Origin of the sequence: Bradyrhizobium sp. CCGB12 (genome assembly GCF_024199845.1) — a bacterium.
GTDB lineage: Bacteria > Pseudomonadota > Alphaproteobacteria > Rhizobiales > Xanthobacteraceae > Bradyrhizobium.
In genome coordinates, this window is the sequence record NZ_JANADO010000001.1 from 1001183 (window position 1) to 1020600 (window position 19418).

15 protein-coding genes and 1 pseudogene are annotated in these 19418 nt (G+C 64.3%); 7 read left to right on the plus strand and 9 right to left on the minus strand.

Annotated elements, in window-relative coordinates; all coding sequences use genetic code 11:
* Positions 1-121 precede the first annotated feature (121 nt).
* From lpdA to NLM27_RS04660, 5 genes are read right to left on the minus strand one after another with little or no spacing between them, the layout of a single operon-like run.
* On the minus strand, positions 122-1519 hold the full coding sequence (lpdA, locus tag NLM27_RS04640) for a dihydrolipoyl dehydrogenase (RefSeq protein ID WP_254142222.1): 1398 nt from the start codon (positions 1517-1519) through the stop codon (positions 122-124).
* Between the two features lie 21 nt (positions 1520-1540).
* Positions 1541-2827 carry a dihydrolipoamide acetyltransferase family protein gene (locus tag NLM27_RS04645; protein WP_254142223.1) on the minus strand — a complete coding sequence of 429 codons (1287 nt, stop codon included), beginning with the start codon at positions 2825-2827 and terminating at the stop codon, positions 1541-1543.
* Positions 2827-3843, minus strand: coding sequence for an alpha-ketoacid dehydrogenase subunit beta (locus NLM27_RS04650; protein WP_254142224.1), 1017 nt, complete (start codon positions 3841-3843; stop codon positions 2827-2829). The genes NLM27_RS04645 and NLM27_RS04650 overlap by 1 nt, the downstream gene beginning before the upstream one ends.
* 3 nt (positions 3844-3846) lie before the next feature.
* A complete protein-coding gene (locus NLM27_RS04655; RefSeq protein WP_254142225.1) occupies positions 3847-5079 on the minus strand; it encodes a 3-methyl-2-oxobutanoate dehydrogenase (2-methylpropanoyl-transferring) subunit alpha in 1233 nt (410 codons plus the stop codon).
* Positions 5076-5363: a hypothetical protein gene (locus tag NLM27_RS04660; protein ID WP_254142226.1), complete on the minus strand. Its 288-nt coding sequence runs from the start codon at positions 5361-5363 to the stop codon at positions 5076-5078. The genes NLM27_RS04655 and NLM27_RS04660 overlap by 4 nt, the downstream gene beginning before the upstream one ends.
* 158 nt (positions 5364-5521) lie before the next feature.
* Here NLM27_RS04660 and NLM27_RS04665 point away from each other — a divergent pair, with 158 nt between their 5' ends.
* The 5 genes and pseudogenes from NLM27_RS04665 (at position 5522) to NLM27_RS04685 (ending at position 11918) form a co-directional block, all read left to right on the plus strand.
* Entirely contained in the window at positions 5522-6022 is a 501-nt protein-coding gene (locus tag NLM27_RS04665; protein WP_254142227.1) for an Lrp/AsnC family transcriptional regulator, read from the plus strand.
* A 94-nt stretch (positions 6023-6116) separates the two neighbouring features.
* Positions 6117-6773 carry a TetR/AcrR family transcriptional regulator gene (locus NLM27_RS04670; RefSeq protein ID WP_254142228.1) on the plus strand — a complete coding sequence of 219 codons (657 nt, stop codon included), beginning with the start codon at positions 6117-6119 and terminating at the stop codon, positions 6771-6773.
* Between the two features lie 45 nt (positions 6774-6818).
* Positions 6819-7394 carry a peroxidase-related enzyme gene (locus NLM27_RS04675; protein WP_254142229.1) on the plus strand — a complete coding sequence of 192 codons (576 nt, stop codon included), beginning with the start codon at positions 6819-6821 and terminating at the stop codon, positions 7392-7394.
* Between the two features lie 16 nt (positions 7395-7410).
* The gene (gene acdA, locus NLM27_RS04680) at positions 7411-8589 is read left to right on the plus strand and encodes a 3-sulfinopropanoyl-CoA desulfinase (protein ID WP_254142230.1); all 1179 of its coding nucleotides are present in this window, start codon (positions 7411-7413) and stop codon (positions 8587-8589) included.
* A gap of 1306 nt (positions 8590-9895) precedes the next feature.
* Positions 9896-11918, plus strand: a pseudogene (locus tag NLM27_RS04685) (TonB-dependent receptor).
* A 19-nt stretch (positions 11919-11937) separates the two neighbouring features.
* Here the strand turns inward: NLM27_RS04685 and NLM27_RS04690 are convergent.
* Positions 11938-12288 carry a RidA family protein gene (locus NLM27_RS04690; protein ID WP_254142231.1) on the minus strand — a complete coding sequence of 117 codons (351 nt, stop codon included), beginning with the start codon at positions 12286-12288 and terminating at the stop codon, positions 11938-11940.
* Positions 12289-12357: 69 nt separating this feature from the next.
* Positions 12358-13872, minus strand: coding sequence for an MFS transporter (locus NLM27_RS04695; protein ID WP_254142232.1), 1515 nt, complete (start codon positions 13870-13872; stop codon positions 12358-12360).
* A gap of 240 nt (positions 13873-14112) precedes the next feature.
* Here NLM27_RS04695 and NLM27_RS04700 point away from each other — a divergent pair, with 240 nt between their 5' ends.
* Entirely contained in the window at positions 14113-14967 is an 855-nt protein-coding gene (locus NLM27_RS04700) for a LysR family transcriptional regulator (RefSeq protein ID WP_254142233.1), read from the plus strand.
* A gap of 143 nt (positions 14968-15110) precedes the next feature.
* A complete protein-coding gene (locus tag NLM27_RS04705; RefSeq protein ID WP_254142234.1) occupies positions 15111-17432 on the plus strand; it encodes a molybdopterin guanine dinucleotide-containing S/N-oxide reductase in 2322 nt (773 codons plus the stop codon).
* 26 nt (positions 17433-17458) lie between these two features.
* On the opposite strand, the gene NLM27_RS04710 is transcribed toward NLM27_RS04705, so the two are convergent.
* On the minus strand, positions 17459-18439 hold the full coding sequence (locus NLM27_RS04710; RefSeq protein ID WP_254142235.1) for a helix-turn-helix domain-containing protein: 981 nt from the start codon (positions 18437-18439) through the stop codon (positions 17459-17461).
* Positions 18440-18698: 259 nt separating this feature from the next.
* Positions 18699-19406 carry a hypothetical protein gene (locus tag NLM27_RS04715; RefSeq protein WP_254142236.1) on the minus strand — a complete coding sequence of 236 codons (708 nt, stop codon included), beginning with the start codon at positions 19404-19406 and terminating at the stop codon, positions 18699-18701.
* Positions 19407-19418: the final 12 nt, after the last annotated feature.

Sequence of the window (19418 nt, forward strand, 5' to 3'; positions counted from 1 at the left end):
GAAGAGCCTTTTCAAGGGGATAGAGCGGTCGCGCTTGGGTCTGGGCATTTCAGCTGACGCAATGTAATGTTATAACATTACATCTACGAAGGTCAGCGATCTGTCAAGGCGCGCTTGGGGCCTAGATGTGGATCGCGTGGCCGAGTGCCCTGAATGCGGCTTCCTGAAATGCCTCGCCCAGCGTTGGATGCGCGTGGATCGTGCCGGCGACATCCTGCAAGACCGCGCCCATTTCGATCGCGAGGCTGAATACGCCAGCAAGCTCTGAGACACCCTGTCCGACGGTCTGGATACCGAGGACGCGCTGATTGTCGGCCCTGGTGACGACGCGCACAAAGCCGGTCTCGCCATGGCGCGTCATCGCGCGGCCGTTGGCGACGAACGGAAACTGTCCGACCTTGACGTTGAGTCCGTCTTGACGCGCCTCGTTCGGCGACAGGCCGACGGAGACGATCTCGGGATCGGTGAAGCAGATCGCCGGGATGCAGCGCTGGTCCCAGGCGCGCGGCAAACCTGCGGCAATTTCCGCCACCATCTCGCCCTGCGCCATGGCGCGATGGGCCAGCATCGGCTCTCCCGTGACGTCGCCGATGGCGTAGATGCCGCGCATCGTGGTCTCGCAGCGTTGACCAATGCGGATGAAACGGCCGTCCATGTCGAGGACGAGCTGCTCGAGCCCGAGCTCGGCCGTCACCGGTTGGCGTCCGACCGTGACGAGGATCTTGTCGGCCGGCAGGCTGCGCTCGTGGCCATCGGCCGTCTCGACGCGCAATCCGTCGCCTCGGGCAGTCGGGCCGAGTGCACGGGCGCCGGTCAACACCTCGACGCCGAGCGCAGCCAGGCGTCCGGTGATCGGGGCGGTCAACTCGGCGTCGTAGAGCGGCAGGATGCTGTCCTGGGCCTCCACCACAGAGACCTTGCTTCCGAGCTTGGCGAACGCCGTTCCGAGTTCGAGCCCGATATAGCCGCCACCGACGACGGCGAGGGACTTCGGCACTTCGGTGAGCGACAGCGCACCGGTCGAAGAGATGACGTCGCCGCCGAACGGCAGCGACGGCAGTTCAACCGGAGCCGATCCGGTCGCGATCACCACCGTCTCGGCCTTGATCGTCTTCGGACCGGTCTCGGTCTCGACGACGATCGTCTTGCCGTCGCGGAAGCGCGCGTGGCCCTGAACGATCTTGACCTTGGCCTTGCGCAGCAGCGCGGCGACGCCGTTGTTCAGCCGGTGGACGATGCTGTCCTTCCAGGCAATCGCCTGCTTGAAGTCCAGCGCGGGCTGCGCCGCCGTGAGGCCGAATGGCGTCTTGCCGGTGGCCGCAACGACCAGTTTCTCGAATTCCTCGGCGACATGAATCATGGCCTTTGAGGGAATGCAGCCGACGTTGAGGCAGCTTCCACCCAGTTTGCCGCGTTCGACGAGGACGGTGTCGAGGCCGAGCTGGCCGGCGCGGATCGCGCATACGTAGCCGCCCGGCCCGGCGCCGATGACGACCAGCTGACAAGTGATCTCGGTCATTGTTGCTTCCTGCTTCCGCCTCTAGGGATCGACGAAGATCGTTGCCGGATTCTCCAGCAGCTCCTTGAGCCGTTGCACGAAGACGGCGGCGTCCCACCCGTCGATGACGCGGTGGTCGAAGCTGGAGGAGAGGTTCATCATCTTGCACGGCACGAAGCGGGTGCCGTCCCAGACCGGGCGCACTGCGATCTTGTTGACGCCGACAATGGCGACCTCGGGATGATTGATCACCGGCGTGGTCGCCAGGCCGCCGAGCGCACCGAGCGAGGTGATGGTGATGGTCGAGCCGGTCAGCTCCTCGCGTGTCGCGGTGCCGTCGCGGGCGCGCTGCGCCAGACGATCGAGCTCGATGCTGCAATCCCGGAGGTCGCGTGCCTCTGCATGCTTCACGACCGGTACGACGAGGCCGGACGGCGTCTGCGTGGCAATCCCGATATGGACGCCGGCATGCTGATGGATGATTCCGGCGTCGTCGTCGTAAAGTGCGTTGAGCGCGGGTTGCTCGGCAAGCGCCCTGACCATGGCGCGCATCAGGAAGGGCAGCAGCGTCAGCTTGGGATGATTTGGGCTAGGCTTCCTGTTCAGCGTCGCACGCAGCTCCTCCAGCGGAGAAACATTGACCTCCTCGACGATGGTGATGTGCGGGATGCGCGACTTCGACAGCGCCATCTTCTCGGCAATGCGCCGTCGCAAGCCCACCACCTTCACGTCGGTCACATCGGTCTTCGGGCTCAAGCCGCGACCATGGACAGGCGCCGGCCCGCGCGACAGGAAGGCATCGATGTCCTCGTGGGTGATGCGTCCGGCGAGGCCTGTGCCGTGGACCTGGCGCAGGTCGATACCGGCTTCTCGCGCTTTGAGGCGGACCGCGGGCGAGGCCTGGGGCTTCTCGCCGGGTGCGCGGCGGATGGCGCGTGGTGCCGCCGGCTGATCTCCGACCGAGCGCCGGGCGACGGGAGCGGCCGGAGCGGAAGCGCGTGCAACCGTCTTCTCACCCTTGGTCGTAGCCGCGGGCGTGGCGGGCTTCTTGGTCGGCCTCCCGTCGTCAGCCTCGGCGACATCCTCACCTGCGACCTTGAGCTTCACGAGCGCCGAGCCGATCGCCACGGTGTCGCCAATCCGGGCGCCGATCCAGATGACTTCGCCCTCGCGCGGAGAGGGGATTTCGACCGATGCCTTGTCGGTCATCACGGTGGCAAGCAGGTCGTCCTCGCGAACGAGATCGCCTTCCTTGACGTGCAGTTCGACGAGCTCTGCTTCGGCGATGCCTTCCCCCACATCGGGAAGCTTGATGGTGTGCTCGCCCATCAGCATGCCTCCATCAGATCACGCAGGGCTTGTCCAAGCCGCGCAGGGCCGGGGAAGTAATCCCATTCCTGCGCATGTGGGTAGGGCGTATCCCAACCGGTGACACGCACCACCGGCGCCTCGAGATGATAGAAGCAGTGTTCCTGCACGAGCGCAGCAAGCTCGGCGCCGAAGCCGGAGGTCAGGGTTGCCTCGTGCAGGACGATGCAGCGGCCTGTCCTGGCGACGGAAGCGACGATCGTCTCGAGATCGAGCGGGATCAGCGTACGCAAGTCGATCACCTCGGCGTCGATACCGGTCTCCTCGACCGCCGTCAGCGCGACGTGAACCATGGTACCGTAGGCGAGGATGGTGACGGCCTCGCCTTGGCGCCGCGTCACGGCCTTGCCGAGCGGCGTGGTGTAGTGCCCCTCGGGCACGTCGGAAAGCTCATGCTTGGACCAGGCGGTCACCGGGCGATCATGGTGACCGTCGAAGGGACCATTGTAGAGTCGCTTCGGCTCCAGGAAGATCACGGGGTCCGGATCCTCGATGGCCGCGATCAGGAGTCCCTTTGCATCATGCGGGTTGGACGGCACCACGGTTTTCAGCCCGGCGACGTGGGTGAACAGTGCCTCAGGACTTTGGCTGTGCGTTTGCCCTCCGAAGATGCCGCCGCCGGTCGGCATGCGGATGACCAGCGGGCAGGTGAAGTCGCCGGCCGAACGATAACGCAGGCGAGCTGCCTCCGAGACGATCTGGTCGTAAGCCGGATACATGTAGTCGGCGAACTGAACCTCCACGCACGGTCGCAGGCCGTAAGCGGCCATGCCGATCGCGGTGCCGACGATACCGCACTCGCTGATCGGCGCATCGAAGCAGCGTGAGACGCCGTATTTCTGCTGCAGCCCCTGGGTGCAGCGGAACACGCCGCCGAAAAAGCCGACGTCTTCTCCGTAGACGACGACATTGTCATCGCGAAGCATCGACACGTCGAGCGCCGAGCGGATCGCCTCGATCATGGTCATGCGCGGCATGGCTTAGACCCCGATCTGTTGGCGCTGGCGCCGCAGATGCGGCGGCAACTCGGAATAGACGTCCTCGAAGATGTCGCGGGCCGAGGGCTTGCTCCCCGAGTGCAGTGTACCGAAGCTTTCGGCCTCCTTCTGTGCGGCGATGACCGTGGCAAGAATCTCGGCCTCGGTCTGCTTGTGACGTTCCTCCGACCAGGCGCCGGTCGCGACGAGATGCTGCTTGAGCCGGATGACGGGATCGCCGAGCGGCCACTCCTCGGATTCGTGCTTCGGGCGGTAGGCGGACGGATCATCCGAGGTCGAATGCGCGCCGGCGCGGTAGGTGACGTACTCGATAAGGGTGGGACCGAGGTTCAGCCGCGCTCGCTCGATCGCCCATTTCGCGACCGCATAGGTCGCGAGGTAATCGTTGCCGTCGACCCTGAGCGCGGGGATGCCGAAGCCGAGGCCGCGCGCAGCGAAAGTGCCGGAGCCGCCGCGCGCGATGCCCTGGAAGGTCGAGATCGCCCATTGATTGTTGACGACGTTGAGGACGACGGGAGCTTTGTAGGTCGAGGCGAACACGAGGGCGGCATGGAAATCGGACTCCGCAGTCGAGCCGTCTCCGATCCAGGCGGCCGCGATGCGGCTGTCGCCCTTGATCGCCGAGGCCATGGCCCAGCCGACGGCCTGCACGAACTGGGTGGCGAGATTGCCCGAGATCGAGAAGAAGCCGTGCTTCCTGGACGAGTACATTACCGGCAGCTGACGTCCCTTCATCGGGTCGTTCGCATTGGAATAGATCTGACACATCATGTCGACGAGCGGATAGTCATGCGCGATCAGGAGGCCGGCCTGGCGATAGGTCGGAAAATTCATGTCGTCGGGACCGAGCGCAATGCGGAAAGCGCAACTTACGGCTTCCTCGCCCGTGTGCTGCATGTAGAAGGACGTCTTCCCCTGGCGTTGTGCCATCTGCATGCGCGCATCGAATGTGCGCAGCGTCATCATGTGACGCAGCCCGGCGACCAGTTCGTCCTGGGTGAGGTCCGGCACCCACGGCCCGATCGCTTGCCCCGCGTGGTTGAGCACGCGGATGATCGAGTAGGCGAGATCGCGGATCTCCTCGGGCGCGACGTCAACCGGCGGGCGTCGGGTCGAGCCTGCCTTTGGGATCGCGACGCCGGAGAAATCCGGCTTGCCGCCCGGCCGGCTTGCAGGCTCCGGAACGCGAAAGCGAAGTGGCGTGAGGCTGTTCATGGAAGCATCCGCTCGTTGGCAGGTTCTGGAGAGACGACACCCGCTTGACCCAGGTCTTCGCGCGAGAGCTCCGCGACGCGAAGCTCCGTGATCGCCGGATGACGTGACAAACGATCCGTGATGTCCGCGCAATCGGTGGACGGCTGGACCTCGAGGACCATCCGGATCGACCGGCCTCCGTCGGGACCAGTCGTCATCGAGATCTGGTCGAGGCGGAAGCCGAAACGCGCGGTGTCGAGGACGAGCCGAACGATCCCGTCAAAGGGGTCGGACGTCGTGGCCATCACGCTGACGCATCGGCGCGGTCGAGGTTGCATGTCACGTTCTCTCGCGGCACAATGATAATCTCATTGTTCGAGAAAATTTCCCAAAATTCAGACCGATAGGCCGAAATCACGGAAAATTTTCCCGTTCAAATGCCGATAGACAGAAAGCTAAACCGATGCCCACCAAGCGCAGTCCCGTCGAGGAGCTCGATCAACTCGATCTGCGAATTCTCTCGGCGCTGTGCGAGAACGGCCGATTGACGACGAGCGCGCTGGCAGAGCGGGTCGGGCTCTCGAGTTCGCCATGCTGGACCAGGGTGAAGCGCCTGGAGGAAACGGGCGCCATCGAGAAGTATGTCGCGGTGCTCAACCACGCCAATCTCGGTTACAACAACATCGCGTTCGTCGAGATCACGCTGGACAAGCATGACGACAAGGCACTTGAGCGCTTTGGCAGCGCTCTTTCGCGAATACCGGAGGTGATGGAAGCCTATCTGGTGACCGGCGATTACGACTATCTCATCAAGGTCGTCGTGCGGGACACTGATCACTACGAACGCTTCCTGCGACAAGCGTTGTACAGGATACCGGGCATCCGGCAGTCGCGAACGACATTCGGCTTGCGGACGCTGAAGCGCCAGATCTCCATCGATCCTGCCAAGGCGAGTCCGCCGTAACAGGCGCAGCCTCAATCTGATTAATGTCTGCTCGCGAGGCTGGCGATGAAAATGCCGGATTGATTTTGCAAGACGATCGGTCTAATAAATCGCCATGAGAGCGATTTCGCCGGCAGCCGAACCGCGTCGCCGTGGCCGTCCGCCCAAGGACCAGACACGATCAGATGCGCCACGCGCGCGGCTGATCCGCACCGGCGTTGCGATCCTGACCGAGAAGGGCTTCAGCGCCGTGGGAGTCGAGGAGATCCTGAACGCCGCAGACGTGCCAAAAGGGTCATTTTACCATTACTTCGACAGCAAGGAGGCTTTCGGTCTCGAACTGATCGATGCCTATGCCGACTATTTTGCTCGCAAGCTGGATCGATGGTTCGACAACATCGAGCGTGCTCCGCTCGACCGCGTCCGTGATTTCATCGCGGACGCTCGCTCGGGAATGGCGAGGTATCGCTACCGGCGCGGCTGCCTCGTCGGCAATCTCGGGCAGGAGATGGGTGTTCTGCCGGAACCGTTCCGCAAACGTCTCGCCGCCGTGTTCCGGGACTGGGAAGCGCGGACGTCCCGCTGCTTGCGGTCGGCGCAAGAGGCGGGCGAGATTCGAGGCGATCTCGACTGCGAGAGTCTCGCGCAGTTCTTCTGGATCGGCTGGGAGGGCGCAGTGCTGCGTGCCAAGCTCGAACGGCGCCCGGACGCGCTCGACGTCTTCGCTGCAGGCTTTCTCGCGATGATCCGGACAAGGGGTGAGGGAAGATGATTATTGTGCCAGTCTCCAACGAGCCGTAACCCGGGAGCTCAACTCATGACCGAAACACCCGCCGTCAGCCGCTTCCCTGTCCCCGATCTCGGCGACATGCCCGACGACATCCGCAGCCGCATCCTGGCCGTGCAGGAGAAGTCCGGCTTCATTCCGAATGTCTTTCTCGTGCTCGCCCACCGGCCGGACGAGTTTCGCGCGTTCTTTGCCTATCACGACGCGCTGATGGACAAGCCCGGCAATCTCACCAAGGCCGAGCGCGAGATGATCGTGGTTGCGACCAGTAACCTCAATCAGTGCCAGTACTGCGTGGTGGCGCATGGCGCGATCCTGCGCATCCGTGCCAAGGACCCGCTGATCGCGGATCAGGTCGCCATCAACTACCGCAAGGCCGACATCACCGATCGTCAGAAGGCGATGCTGGACTTCGCCGTTCGCGTCTCGACCGAGGCGCAAAAGACGTCTGAAAGCGACTTCGCGGCGCTGAAGGCCCATGGGTTCACCGAAGAAGACATCTGGGACATCGCGGCGATCTCGGCCTTCTTCGGCATGTCGAACCGGCTCGCGAATGTGACGAGCATGCGCCCGAATGCCGAGTTCTATTCCATGGGCCGCGGCTGAGGGAAGGAGCGATGCCATGGAGCTTTCATCCCGGCAACTGGCCTTGAAGGAAACAGCCGCCGCCTTCTCGAACGGGCTGCTGCGCAAGCGCGGCGCCGAGATCGATCAGTCGCGCGAGTATCCCTGGGACGTTGTCGAGGCGCTGAAAGCCGAGGGCTTCATGGGCATGACCATCCCGACGGAATATGGCGGACAGGGGCGGAGCTTCCTCGACACGGTTCTGGTGATCGAGGAGATGGCGCGCGCGTGCACGGTCTCGGCGCGCATCGTGGTCGAGGCCAACATGGGTGCGATCTCGACCGTCATGGCCTACGGCACCGATGCGCAGCGCAGGCGCGCTGCCGATCTCGTCCTGGCGGGCGACAAACCCGCCATCTGCATTACCGAGCCCGACGCGGGCAGTGATGCGAGCGGGATGACGACCCGGGCCGACAAGCGCGGCAATCGCTACGTGCTCAACGGCAGGAAGCATTGGATCACCGGCGCCGGCGTGTCGCGCCTGCACCTGATCTTCGCGCGGGTTTTCGATGAGGGCGGTGAAGAGCTCGGCGTCGGCGGCTTCCTCGCCGTGCGCGGGGAAGCCGAAGGGCTGCGCATGAGCAAGCGCGAAACGACGATGGGACTCTGCGGCATGCCCGAGGGCGAGCTCGTGTTCGAGGACCTGGAGATTACGCCGGACATGGTGCTGCTGCCTCCCTCGGGCTTCAAGCGCGGCTTTGCCGATCTCATCAACGCCTATAACAGCCAGCGTGTCGGTGCGGGCACTGTTGCCATGGGAATCGCCGCGGGCGCGCTGGAGCACGCCGTCGAATGGGTCAAGACGCGCGAGCAGTTCGGACGCCCGATCGGCGAATTCCAGGGATTGCAATGGATGCTCGCTGACATGCAGACGCAGCTCACCGCATCCCGCCTGATGCTGCATGCGGCCGCAGCGTCGCGCGGTCCGGGCGGCAGCGCGTTTCCCGATCCGACCCTCGCGGCCCAGGCGAAGATCTTTGCGTCCGAGGCGGCGATCAAGATCGTCAATGATGCGCTTCAGATGTTCGGCGCCCGCGGCTATTCGCGCGACTTCCCGCTCGAACGCATGGCGCGCGACGTGCGCATGTTCACGATCGGCGGCGGAACGGCCCAGGTGCTGCGAACGCTGGTCGCCAGCAAGGTGCTGGGCTGGAAGCTGCCGCAGACCCGTCAGTGAGGCAAGGTCATCCGCCGAAGGGGTGAGTGCTGGTAGCCCGGATGGAGCGCCAGCGTAATCCGGGGGTCCGCTTGCTCGGCATCTCGCACTGTCCCGGATTACGCTGGCGCTCCATCCGGGCTACAGACCTCGCCCTGTGTCGACGCTCTGTCAATCCCTTCGCACAAAAACATTCCACTTTACCGAAATTCGGAAATATCGTATGTGTTGCCCATCCCGGCTCACCCTTGAGGGGCGGTCATTGTCGTGGTGATCGCAGGGCCGGGCTTGCGGTGGACGCAGCAGCGTCGGGCGCGAGCGGCCAAGGGCAGGGCGGATTGCTCTCCGTGAGCCCTTTAGCCATCGCGCGGACGGACGGCGCTGTCAGATTCGTCTCGTCTGTAAGTTTCCGGCTCCGTCGACAGGGCCGGGAAAACTGCGGCGAAATGGCGGGCCGTGCGTACGGCAAAACCGTGTGGTCCTGGCCGTCGTTGCTACGGTCAAGCTCTTGCGGATGCGGCAGTCGCGTCAACCGGCGCGGTGCCGGTGAATTCCGTGAGGGTGAGGGAGGCCAGAAGGAATTCGGCTCCCGGGAGAGCACGGCATAAGCCGTCCAACCACTGCGCAGGGAAGGCCGAGTGATTGGCTACACCTGTATGCTGCTGTGCGGTTCTTCCTGCGTGTGCTTTTCGCGCAGCGGACCGCGGGTGCAAGCTGGCACCCGGCCTTCCCTGCGCCCTCTTGGCTTTTAGAGGGAGAGCGACGAAGCAAAGCTCGGGCGAAAAGTGCCGCGAGGACGAGATCGTGCGTCCGTTGTTTGACAACTCGCTTGCGGGAGGCACGATGCAGTCGAAGACATCGCTGACCGCGCGATGCAAATTTGCCCGATACCAATGACCTCATTGCCGGCAGTCGGGCGACCGGCGCCGTTTCCCGAAGCTGGCTCGGCTCTTGCTTGAGAGTATGATGTATATGTATAAACCTCATACTGAGGGGTGCCGTGAGTTTGTCAGGTCGTGTAGCAAAGCAAGCGTTCGAGTCCGGCTCGGTCGCGTTCAATCCTCTTGCATTCGGGGATGATGCGCGCCCCGTCGGGGCCGCCCTCGTCGGCGAGGGCGGGAGCGCCTCCGCACAGCAGAACGCTTCCTCGCAAGAACTGCCGCCGGTCCAGGTCGTCGGCGGCGGGTCGCAGCGCGCCCGAAAGCCTCCGCCAGTTCGGCGCGCGAGCAAGCCGGCGCCGGCCAGCAGCCGCATTCCCGTGTCGCCGGCAGCGACGCCGGGACCGGACTCGTCCAGCGTTGCTTCCGGTCCAAAGAGCTCGCCGAGCATGGCGAGCGAGATGACCTTCACCGGTGCCGAGATCAACGCGCGGCCGGTGACCCGGCCGGGCGAGGCGCTGGAAGCCGTGCCGGGGCTGATCGTGACCCAGCATTCCGGCGAGGGCAAAGCCAACCAGTATTTCTTGCGTGGTTATAATCTCGACCACGGCACCGATCTCGCGATCTACGTCGACGGCGTTCCCGTCAACATGCGCACCCTGCGCATGGCCAAGGCTATGCCGATCTCAACTGGCTGATCCCGGAGACCATCGCCGCGATGGACGTGCGCAAGGGGCCGTACTTCGCCGACGAGGGCGATTTCGCGTCCGTCGGCAGCGTCCATATCGGCCTGATCGATCGTACCGAAAAAGGCCTCGCGCAGGTGACCGCCGGCAGCTTCGGCTATCGCCGCCTGCTCGGCATGGATTGGGCAAGGCTCGGTGACGGCGCGCTGCTCGTGGCCGGCGAGCTCGGCACCTACAACGGTCCCTGGGACAATCCGGACAATGTGCGCAAGCTCAACGGACTCGTGCGCTACAGCAGGGCACCGCGACCGACGGCGTGTCCGTCACCGGCATGGCCTACGCGAACAAATGGAATTCGACCGATCAGGTGCCGCAGCGCGCGATCACCAGCGGCCTGCTCGACCGCTTCGGCTCGGAAGACCCGAGCGATGGCGGCAATACCAATCGCTTCGCGCTCTCGGGCCGTATCGCCCAGAGCGACGATCTAGGATCGTGGAAGGCCAACGCTTACGTCGTGAAGAGCCAGCTCGATCTCTTCAACAACTTCACCTACTTCCTCAACGATCCCGTGCTCGGCGACCAGTTTCACCAGCACGACGACCGCCTGATGGCGGGCGCCAATATCTCGTGCACGCTGAACGGCTCATTTGCGGGCCTGCCGATGCAGACCACCTTCGGCCTGCAATCGCGCTATGACGCGATCGACCTCGCGCTCACGAACACGTTCCAGCGTGGTTTCCTGTCCAACATCCGCAGCGACAAGGTCGGCGAAGGCAGCGTCGGCGTCTACGCCGAGAACACCGTGCGCTGGACCGACTGGCTTCGGACGATAACCGGGTGGCGGGGCGACTATTATGCCGCTGACGTCACCTCGCTGTTCAATTCCGGCAATTCCGGCCGGGTCGATGCCGCGCTCGGCAGCCCGAAATTCAGGATGGTGCTCGGCCCGTTCAACCGGACAGAATTCTTCCTCGGCGCCGGCTACGGCATGCACTCCAACGACGCCCGCGGCGCGACCGCGACCGAAGACCCGACCGATCCCACGACACGGCTCACGCCGTCGCCGCTGCTGGTGCGGACCAGGGGCGCCGAGATCGGCATTCGCAGCAGGATCGTTCCCGGCCTCGACACCTCGTTCAGCGCGTTCATTCTTGATCAGGATTCCGAAATCTTGTTCTCCGGCGACGCCGGCGACACCGAGGCGACGCGCGCCAGCCGCCGCTACGGTTTCGAATGGACCAACCACTACCGGCCGACATCCTGGATCGACATCGATGCCGATCTCGCCATGACGCATGCGCGCTTTCGCGGGTATGACAGCGGGCAGGCCGAGGCCTACGCCGAGCTTGCCGGCTATCCCGAGGCGCAGATCGGCAACGCACCCGGCAACTACATTCCCAACGCGCCGCCCATGGTGGCCTCGGCCGGCATCACGCTCGGCGAGAAGACGGGCTGGTTCGGCACCCTGCGCTGGCGCTATCTCGCCTCCAGCCCTCTGACGGAGGACAATGCGTTCCGTTCATCCGCGACCAGTGTCTTCAACGGACGCCTCGGCTATCGCATCGACAATGGCTGGCGCGTTCAGCTCGACGTGCTCAACCTGTTCGACACGCGCGCGAACTAGATCACCTATGCCTACGGCTCGCTGCTCAAGACCGACACGCTGTACGGTCTCTGTACAGCGGGCGCTGCGCCGGCCGCGGTCTGCCGCAACGGCGTCATGGACTACGTGCTCCATCCGGTCGAACCGCTGACGATCCGCCTGACCGTGGCTGGGGCGTTCTAACCAACATGCCGTGGCTGGGCTACTGCCGAGCAGCGATTGCGGTCATCTCGAGCTTGACCCCCGGACCGAGATCGGCAACGCCGATTGCGGCGCGCGCCGGCAGATCGGCTTCCGCAAAGCGGGCCTTCCAGGCCGTATTGAATGCGGCCTTCTCCTTGAGGTCGGTCATGTAGATGGTCACCTGCAAGACGTTGGCCAAATCGGATCCGAGGGTCTTCAGCAGGTTCGCGAGTTGCCCGAGAACATCGTTTGCCTGGCCCGACATATCGAGGCTCGTGTCTTCCGGGACAATTCCACCGATGTAAAGCACGCCGTTATGCTCGACGACTTCGTGGAGCAGACCTTCGTAGGGCAAGACGCGCTTGATCATGATGCGACCGATGTTGCTTGAGGAGGAGACGCATATCGCACATTTGCAACACCAATGCGAGGCCCTGCATCACGACGATGACGGGGAGCGAGGGACGCAGCAGGGTTCAATCGCTCTTCGAGCCCGTCGCTGTCGCGCATGGCGCTGGCCGGAGATCACGAAGCTCGCCAGTGCAAGGATCCAGACGGAAAGTCCGCCGTAGAGCATCACCAGCCTGAAGCCATGGACCAATGCATCTTGCAGGACGGTGTCCGCCGCCGACAGCAGGTCTAGCTCGGGGATGCCAGACATGCGGACCGAGCCGCCTGCAATCCGTTCCGCAAGCTCATGCAACCGGCCGGCATCGAGCGCGCCGGGAAGCGTACTGCTTAGCCAGGAGGAAATGCCGGCGATCAGGATGAAGCCCATCAGGGCGATGTTGATTGCTAGCGAAATCATCCGGGTACTCATGTCGATACCCGAGGCCATGCCGGCCCGCGCGCTCGACACAGATGCGGTGGTGACATTGGTCACCGGCGTGTTGGTGAGGCCGAGGCCGACGCCTGCCAGAAGGCATCCCGGCATCAGCGTCAGCCAGGTGACGTGCTCGGCGCCGCTGCCGGCCCACATCAGAACGAAGCCAAGACCGATCACGAACAGGCCGGCCGGGATGGCGATGCCGCCACCAAACCTCAGCAAAATCCTTTCGCCGAAGGGTGGAACGACGAGAGTTGGAAGCGTATAGGCGAGCAGCGCCAAGGCAGCCGCGACATTGTCGTAGCCAAGCGCGCTGCGGAAGAAGATCGGCAGGTAGATCATGAAGGGCCAGAAGCTAAAGTTCATGCCGGCCGATCCCAGCAACGCGCCCGAAAAAGTTCGGATCCGCAGGACGGAGAAGTCGAACATCGGGCGGACACTCCGCGTTTCCGCCAGCACGAAGGCGACAAAGCTCAGAATGGCTGCCGCGGCGATGGCAAGGCCGGTCGGGCCAGCGAAGCCGAAATCCGCGCCTTGCGTGATATAGAACGCCACGCAGAACACCGACGTCGAGAGCGTCACGATGCCCCCGATGTCGAGGTGCTTGGCGTCGGGATCGCGCGACTCCTGCACGCCGGCTACAGCGAGCGCGGTCGTGGCGATGGCGATCACGGCGTGAACCAGGAATACCCATTGCCAGCCGGAGACCGCGACGATCGCCGCGCCGATGATCGGACCGAAGCCGAGGCCGATTCCGAAGATAATCCCCCAGGCGGCGAAAGCCCGTGCGCGCTCCGGCCCCTCCTGGAATTGATGGGAGAGAACCGCAACCTGACAGATCAGCATTGCGCCGCCGCTCATGCCCTGTAGGAAGCGGCTCACGATGAGCACGAGGGCGTCCTGCGCCAGGCCGCAGACCAGGGAGGCAAGGCCGAAGACGGCGATGCTGACGATGAACACTCGCTTTCTGCCGTAACGATCCGCCAGCGTCCCCGTTGCCATCAACACCGTCGTGACCGCGATTGTGTAGGCATTCATGATCCACTGCAGTTGCTGGAAACTTGCATGCAGCACCGTCTCCAGTGTCGGCAGGATGGTGGGTACGCTGGAGATCTCCAGACCGAACATGAGGGATGCGAGGCACGCTGCAGCCAGGGCGATCGTGTTTCGTGGTGATGGGGGGATCGTCAAAGCCGTGACCTCCAGGCGTGATGCAGATTGCCGGCGCGCAGGCGCGACATCTCGCCCGGGAAAAATCGGTTTCCGGTGCGCGCCGCCTCGCGTCAGGCCGGACGAACATAGGAGGCCCTTGATCACAACAAAATCCGATCAATATAGATTTCAGAGACAACAAAGCCGGATGATGCAATGCTCTCGCTCGATGTTGACGCCGTCAGGGCCTTCGTGACCGTGGCGGACCTCCACAGCTTCACGCGCGCCGCCGAGGCGTTGGGGACAACGCAAGGTGCGATCAGCGTCAAGCTCAAACGGCTTGAGGATCGCATCGGGCATCGCTTGCTCGAACGCACTCCGCGATCGGTGCGGCTGTCGGCGCAGGGGACCGCCTTCCTGCAAGGCGCGCGGGACTTCATCGCGGCTCACGAACGAGCGATCGCCGGGCTCAATGCGCCGCCGCGCCACTTCGGCCTCGGCATTGCCGCGCATGTCGCGGGCCCGGAGGTTCCGGCCTTGCTGTCGCGGCTTCACGCTCACGATCCGAACTTGACCATCGAGGTCCAGCTCGACAGTTCGCGCAACCTCCTCGACCTGTTCGATCAGGGGAGGCTCGATGCGGCCATCGTCCAGCGCGAAGACGATCGTCGCGATGGCGAGACGCTGGCACATGAACGCTTCGGCTGGTTCGCGGCGCAGGGGTTTGAACACCGGCCGGGAGAGCCCTTGCGCCTCGCTGCACTGGCTCCGACCTGCGGCGTCCGCAACACTGCCACGCAGGCGCTGGATTCTGTCGGCATAAAATGGACCGAGGTGTTTTTAGGAGGCGGCTCCTCGGCGGTCCAAGCCGCGGTCGTAGCAGGACTCGCCATCGCGCCGCTGTCGTATCGCATAGCACCGAGCGGAACCATCGATATCGGCGAGAGGCTTGGGCTTCCAAAACTCCCGCCGTCCGAGGTCGTGCTTCACTCCTCCTTGACGGACCGGCGGTCGCGGGCCGCGCTGGGAGCGTTGTCAGCCGCGTTCCGCGAGCATCGCACGCCGGCGTGAGCGTTGACTTCGTTCGCCGACAGCATCGGATTCGTCACGCGATACAATGCACGGGAGCCCGGCGTTTGCGTCAACCCTGATCTCGATGACACCGAGGTGCCGATCGGTATACTGCCACCACGCACCGGAACAAGGATCAGACGATGGACGATACGATTGGTTTCCCCGACCCCGGCCTCGACCTGTCCGACGGCTTCAAGCCACACACTTCACACTGGGGCGTGTTTTCCGCGCGTCAGGGCCAGGCCGGACTCGAGGTGAGAGCCTATGCGGGCGATCCCGATCCGAACGGCATCATCGACAATTTCCCCGGTGCGCTCCGCCATCAGGCGCGCATTGCCCAGCCGGCGATCCGTCGCGGCTGGCTCGAGCGCGGTCCCGGCCCGGACCATCGTCGGGGCCGCGACGACTTCGTCTCCGTGAGCTGGGAGAAGGCGCTCGACCTCCTCGGTGACGAGTTGACGCGCATCCGCGACACGAGCGGCCCCGGTGCTGTCTTCGGCGGCTCCTATGGCTGGTCGAGCGCGGGCCGCTTTCATCATGCCCAGAGCCAGGTGCACCGTTTCCTCAACATCGCGATGGGCGGCTATGTGCGTTCGGTCAACACCTATTCCTCCGGCGCGTCCTCGGTGCTGCTGCCGCAGATCCTGGCGGGATACGAGGACATCACCAAGCGCAACGTCACCTGGGAGCAGATCGCCGATAGCACCGACATCGTGCTCGCGTTCGGCGGCATGGCGCTGAAGAACTCCATGGTGGCCGGCGGCTCGATCAGCAAGCATGTCGAGCGCGGCTCCATGCAAGCTGCGCGCCGGCGCGGCTGCGAGTTCGTCCTGGTCAGCCCGCTCCGTGACGATCTGCCGGTCGAGGCCGGTGCTGAATGGATGACCTGTCTGCCCGGTACCGATACCGCGCTGATGCTCGGTATCGTCCACACACTGGTGAGCGAGGGGCTGCACGATCAGGCCTTCCTCGATCGCTACACCGAGGGCTGGCCCGTCTTCCTACGCTACCTCACCGGCGAGAGCGACGGGCAGGCGAAGCACGCCGAATGGGCCGCGGCGATCTCAGGCGTCGAGGCGGATACGATCCGCGCGCTGGCCCGTCGCCTTGCCGGAAAGCGTGCGCTGATCACGGTCTCGCATTCGCTGCAGCGCGCCGAGCATGGCGAGCAGCCGGTGTGGATGGGCATGGTGCTGGCGGCCGCCCTCGGCCAGATCGGCCTTCCCGGCGGCGGCTACGCCTATTCGTTGGGTGCGATCGGTTATTACGGTCGCCGCGTCAACGACGTGCCGGGGCCGACTCTAGGGCAGGGCCGCAACGGCGTCGCCGATTTCATTCCGGTGGCGCGCATCGCCGACATGCTGCTCGATCCCGGCAGCACCTATCGCTACAACGGCGAGACGCGGACCTATCCGGATATCCGCCTCGTCTACTGGGCCGGCGGCAATCCCTTCCATCACCACCAGGACATCAATCGCCTGCGCAAGGCATTTGCGAAGGTCGACACGCTGGTCGTGCACGAGCTCGGCTGGACCGCGACGGCCCGGCATGCCGACATCGTGCTGCCTGCGACCATGACGCTGGAGCGCGAGGACATCGGTTATTCCACCAACGATCCCCTGATGGTCGCTATGCACCGGATCGCCGAGCCGTTCGGGCTCGCGCGCGACGACTATGACATCTTTGCCGATCTTGCCGAGCGTTTAGGTGCGCGCGAACCCTTTACGGAAGGACGCACCTCGCGGGAGTGGCTCGAACATCTGTATGAGCCGACCCGCGCCTCGCTCGCCAAGCGTGGTCTGGAGGCGCCGAGCTTCGAAGAATTTTGGCAACGCGGCGGCCTTGTGGTGCCGCAGCAGCCGGATGACGGCGGCAGGCTGCGCCGCTTCCGTGAGGATCCCGTCGATCATGCGCTGCCGACGCCGAGCGGCCGCATCGAGATTTTCTCGGCGAAGATCGCGGGCCATGGCGATGCGGATTGCCCGGGCCATCCGGTCTGGCTCGACAAGACGGATACGCCGCGGCCTGGGGCACCGTGTTTCCTCGTCGCCAACCAGCCGGTAACGCGTCTGCACAGCCAGCTCGATTTCGGCGGACATTCGCTCGGCTCAAAACATCGCGGTCGCGAGGTCGCGCGCATGAACCCGCAAGATGCGGACGCGCGCGGCATCAAGGACGGCGACATCATCCGCCTGTTCAACGACCGCGGCGCCTGCCTCGCTGCAGTCCACGTCACCGACGGCATCGCGGCCGGCGTCGTGCAGCTTCCGACCGGGGCCTGGTACGACCCGATGGATCCCGAAGATGACGCGCCGCTCTGCGTTCACGGCAATCCGAACGTGCTCACCCGCGACATCGGCACTTCATCTTTCGCGCAGGGCTGCACGGGGCAGTTGACGTCGGTCGAGGTCGAGAAGTTCACCGGCAATCTGCCGCCGATCCGGGCGTTCGATCCGGTGTAGGGCAGGGCGGTCCGCGGCCCGACGAGCTACGCGGCCGCGCTGGTGATCCAGTCCCTCTCCACCGCAGGCCGGCTCCGCGGCAATGCTTCACCGCGGTCGCCCTTACTGGCGAGGCGCCAGCGTGCCGGAGACTCTCCGCTGATGCGCTTGAAGACGGTCGAAAAATGCGCCTGCGTGCTGAAGCCGACGGCAAGCGCGATCTCTGCCAACGGCCGCCCGGTGGTCGCAAGCAGCGTCTTCGCACGCTCGATCCGGTGATTGAGCAGATATTCGCGGGGGCGGTAACCGGTCGCGGCGCGGAACTGAGCCGCAAAGTGCATTTTTGACAGGCCGGCGACATTGGCGAGCTCGGACAGGCTGATGCAGCGGTCGAAATGATCGGCGATATATTGTTCGACCCGCCGTAGCCGCCATTTCGGCAGGGCGTTGACCCTGGCGCGCGGCGGCTCCAGCCGGGCGAGATGCATCGCAAGGGTCTGGCCGAGGCAGCACATGAACTGGTGGTCCGCGGCGTGACCACGATCGATCAGCGCCTTGGCAAGCTCGGCAGCGAGAGGGTCGCGCAACAGGACGAGATCGTTCAGTCCTTCGCTCGCGGGGGACTGCGCCGGAAAATGATCCGTGGCGATATGAAAGTGCAGGAAGGCGCACGGCGACTGGAATTGCGCGCCGAGAGACTGCGACGGCGCGCTGACATAGAGTGTTCCCGCGGGCATGGTGCCATCGAAAATGATCTGCCGGTCCCGCGTCAGTTTCGCGCGCGTCGTCTTCAGCGCGATGCCGATGAAATAGCGATCTTTGGGCGTCGTCGCTTCGTGCGATGAAGTGCCACGCGGATCTTCCCATCGCGAGATGGTGATGCCGTCGATCGCCGCTTCCGCGCTGCGATCGACCTGACGCCAGCGGCTTTCCCAGGCGAATGCCGGTGTCGCTCGAATGGCTTCGCGATCCCGCCGGTTGGCCGGAAAATCAATCCAACTCTGCGCCGCGTGCAAGTTGCTCAACATCGTTCGTTCTCCCCTTGCTTCGCCGCCGTTTGCAACCCACCGGCAAACGCGCAAACGCAATACTTTCGATGCTCGGAGGATAGGCGCGAGTTTGCCAGGACGCCCGTTAGTGCTGATTAGGATCTGTTAGTTTTTGTGTGAGGGAAACGGTGCGACAGCACGCCGCAGGAGCACCTTGTTTTATGAACCTCTTCAATCCGTTGGCATCATGCCGGCGCAGCTCGGTTCGATATCTCGCTGCTTGCACACGCATGCGCTGCTATTCGAAGACGGCGTCGAAGATCTCGACGTCCATCAGCACGGGCTTGGCGATCACGGTTCCGTCGGGCCGCAGCGTCTGCGCCCGCCGAAGCGTCGGCACCACGATGCCGCCGAAGCTGTCATGGGCCCAGGAGGAATGCGCGACCTTCATCCCGAAGAGATCGTGATCCGCCCGCCGCTGCAGGGCGCTCTCGTCGAAATAAAAGATCTGCTCGGGAGCGAGGGTCACCAGGCGCGGGGGAAATTGCGCCCGCAGCCGCCGCCAGGTCTCGGTGTTCTCGCGCCACGGCGTCAGCTCTTCGACGACGACATCGGGATCAGCGAGCAGGAATGGGGTCGTCAGATAATTCCAGATCGCGACACCGCAGAAGAAGACGAGGTGCAGTTCGTCCGCGAGCGCGGGCGAGCTGGCCCCGGGAGACACGAAGCTCGGGTTGCGCCAGGTTCGCAGAACCTCGCCATCAAGGCTCTCGACGGTGATGGCGTCCGGCTGAAAGGTCCCGGAATGCTCGCCCCCTGTGATGCCGGTGAAGCGGACGGATTGCGCCCGTGTCGAGCCCTCCGCGGTCACATCCTTGAATTCGCGGGCATGTCCGGTGCTGGAGAGCAGCGTTCCGCCGACGGAGAGGTGGAGCGTAAATCGACTCAAGCTGTTCCAGCGGGCCATCCCGCCATTGGCATCGATTACATCGTCGAGAAGCGCCATGAGCCGCCATAT

Excerpts from the sequence above, each read along its gene's own strand:
- NLM27_RS04655 (WP_254142225.1), bottom strand. The coding sequence starts at position 5,079 with ATGAACAGCCTCACGCCACTTCGCTTTCGCGTTCCGGAGCCTGCAAGC.
- NLM27_RS04700 (WP_254142233.1), top strand. The coding sequence starts at position 14,113 with ATGCTCTCGCTCGATGTTGACGCCGTCAGGGCCTTCGTGACCGTGGCG.
- NLM27_RS04665 (WP_254142227.1), top strand. The coding sequence starts at position 5,522 with ATGCCCACCAAGCGCAGTCCCGTCGAGGAGCTCGATCAACTCGATCTG.
- NLM27_RS04645 (WP_254142223.1), bottom strand. The coding sequence starts at position 2,827 with ATGGGCGAGCACACCATCAAGCTTCCCGATGTGGGGGAAGGCATCGCC.
- NLM27_RS04675 (WP_254142229.1), top strand. The coding sequence starts at position 6,819 with ATGACCGAAACACCCGCCGTCAGCCGCTTCCCTGTCCCCGATCTCGGC.
- NLM27_RS04695 (WP_254142232.1), bottom strand. The coding sequence starts at position 13,872 with ATGTTCGGTCTGGAGATCTCCAGCGTACCCACCATCCTGCCGACACTG.
- NLM27_RS04670 (WP_254142228.1), top strand. The coding sequence starts at position 6,117 with ATGAGAGCGATTTCGCCGGCAGCCGAACCGCGTCGCCGTGGCCGTCCG.
- NLM27_RS04710 (WP_254142235.1), bottom strand. The coding sequence starts at position 18,439 with ATGTTGAGCAACTTGCACGCGGCGCAGAGTTGGATTGATTTTCCGGCC.
- NLM27_RS04650 (WP_254142224.1), bottom strand. The coding sequence starts at position 3,843 with ATGCCGCGCATGACCATGATCGAGGCGATCCGCTCGGCGCTCGACGTG.
- NLM27_RS04690 (WP_254142231.1), bottom strand. The coding sequence starts at position 12,288 with ATGATCAAGCGCGTCTTGCCCTACGAAGGTCTGCTCCACGAAGTCGTC.
- NLM27_RS04705 (WP_254142234.1), top strand. The coding sequence starts at position 15,111 with ATGGACGATACGATTGGTTTCCCCGACCCCGGCCTCGACCTGTCCGAC.
- lpdA (WP_254142222.1), bottom strand. The coding sequence starts at position 1,519 with ATGACCGAGATCACTTGTCAGCTGGTCGTCATCGGCGCCGGGCCGGGC.
- NLM27_RS04715 (WP_254142236.1), bottom strand. The coding sequence starts at position 19,406 with ATGGCGCTTCTCGACGATGTAATCGATGCCAATGGCGGGATGGCCCGC.
- acdA (WP_254142230.1), top strand. The coding sequence starts at position 7,411 with ATGGAGCTTTCATCCCGGCAACTGGCCTTGAAGGAAACAGCCGCCGCC.
- NLM27_RS04660 (WP_254142226.1), bottom strand. The coding sequence starts at position 5,363 with ATGGCCACGACGTCCGACCCCTTTGACGGGATCGTTCGGCTCGTCCTC.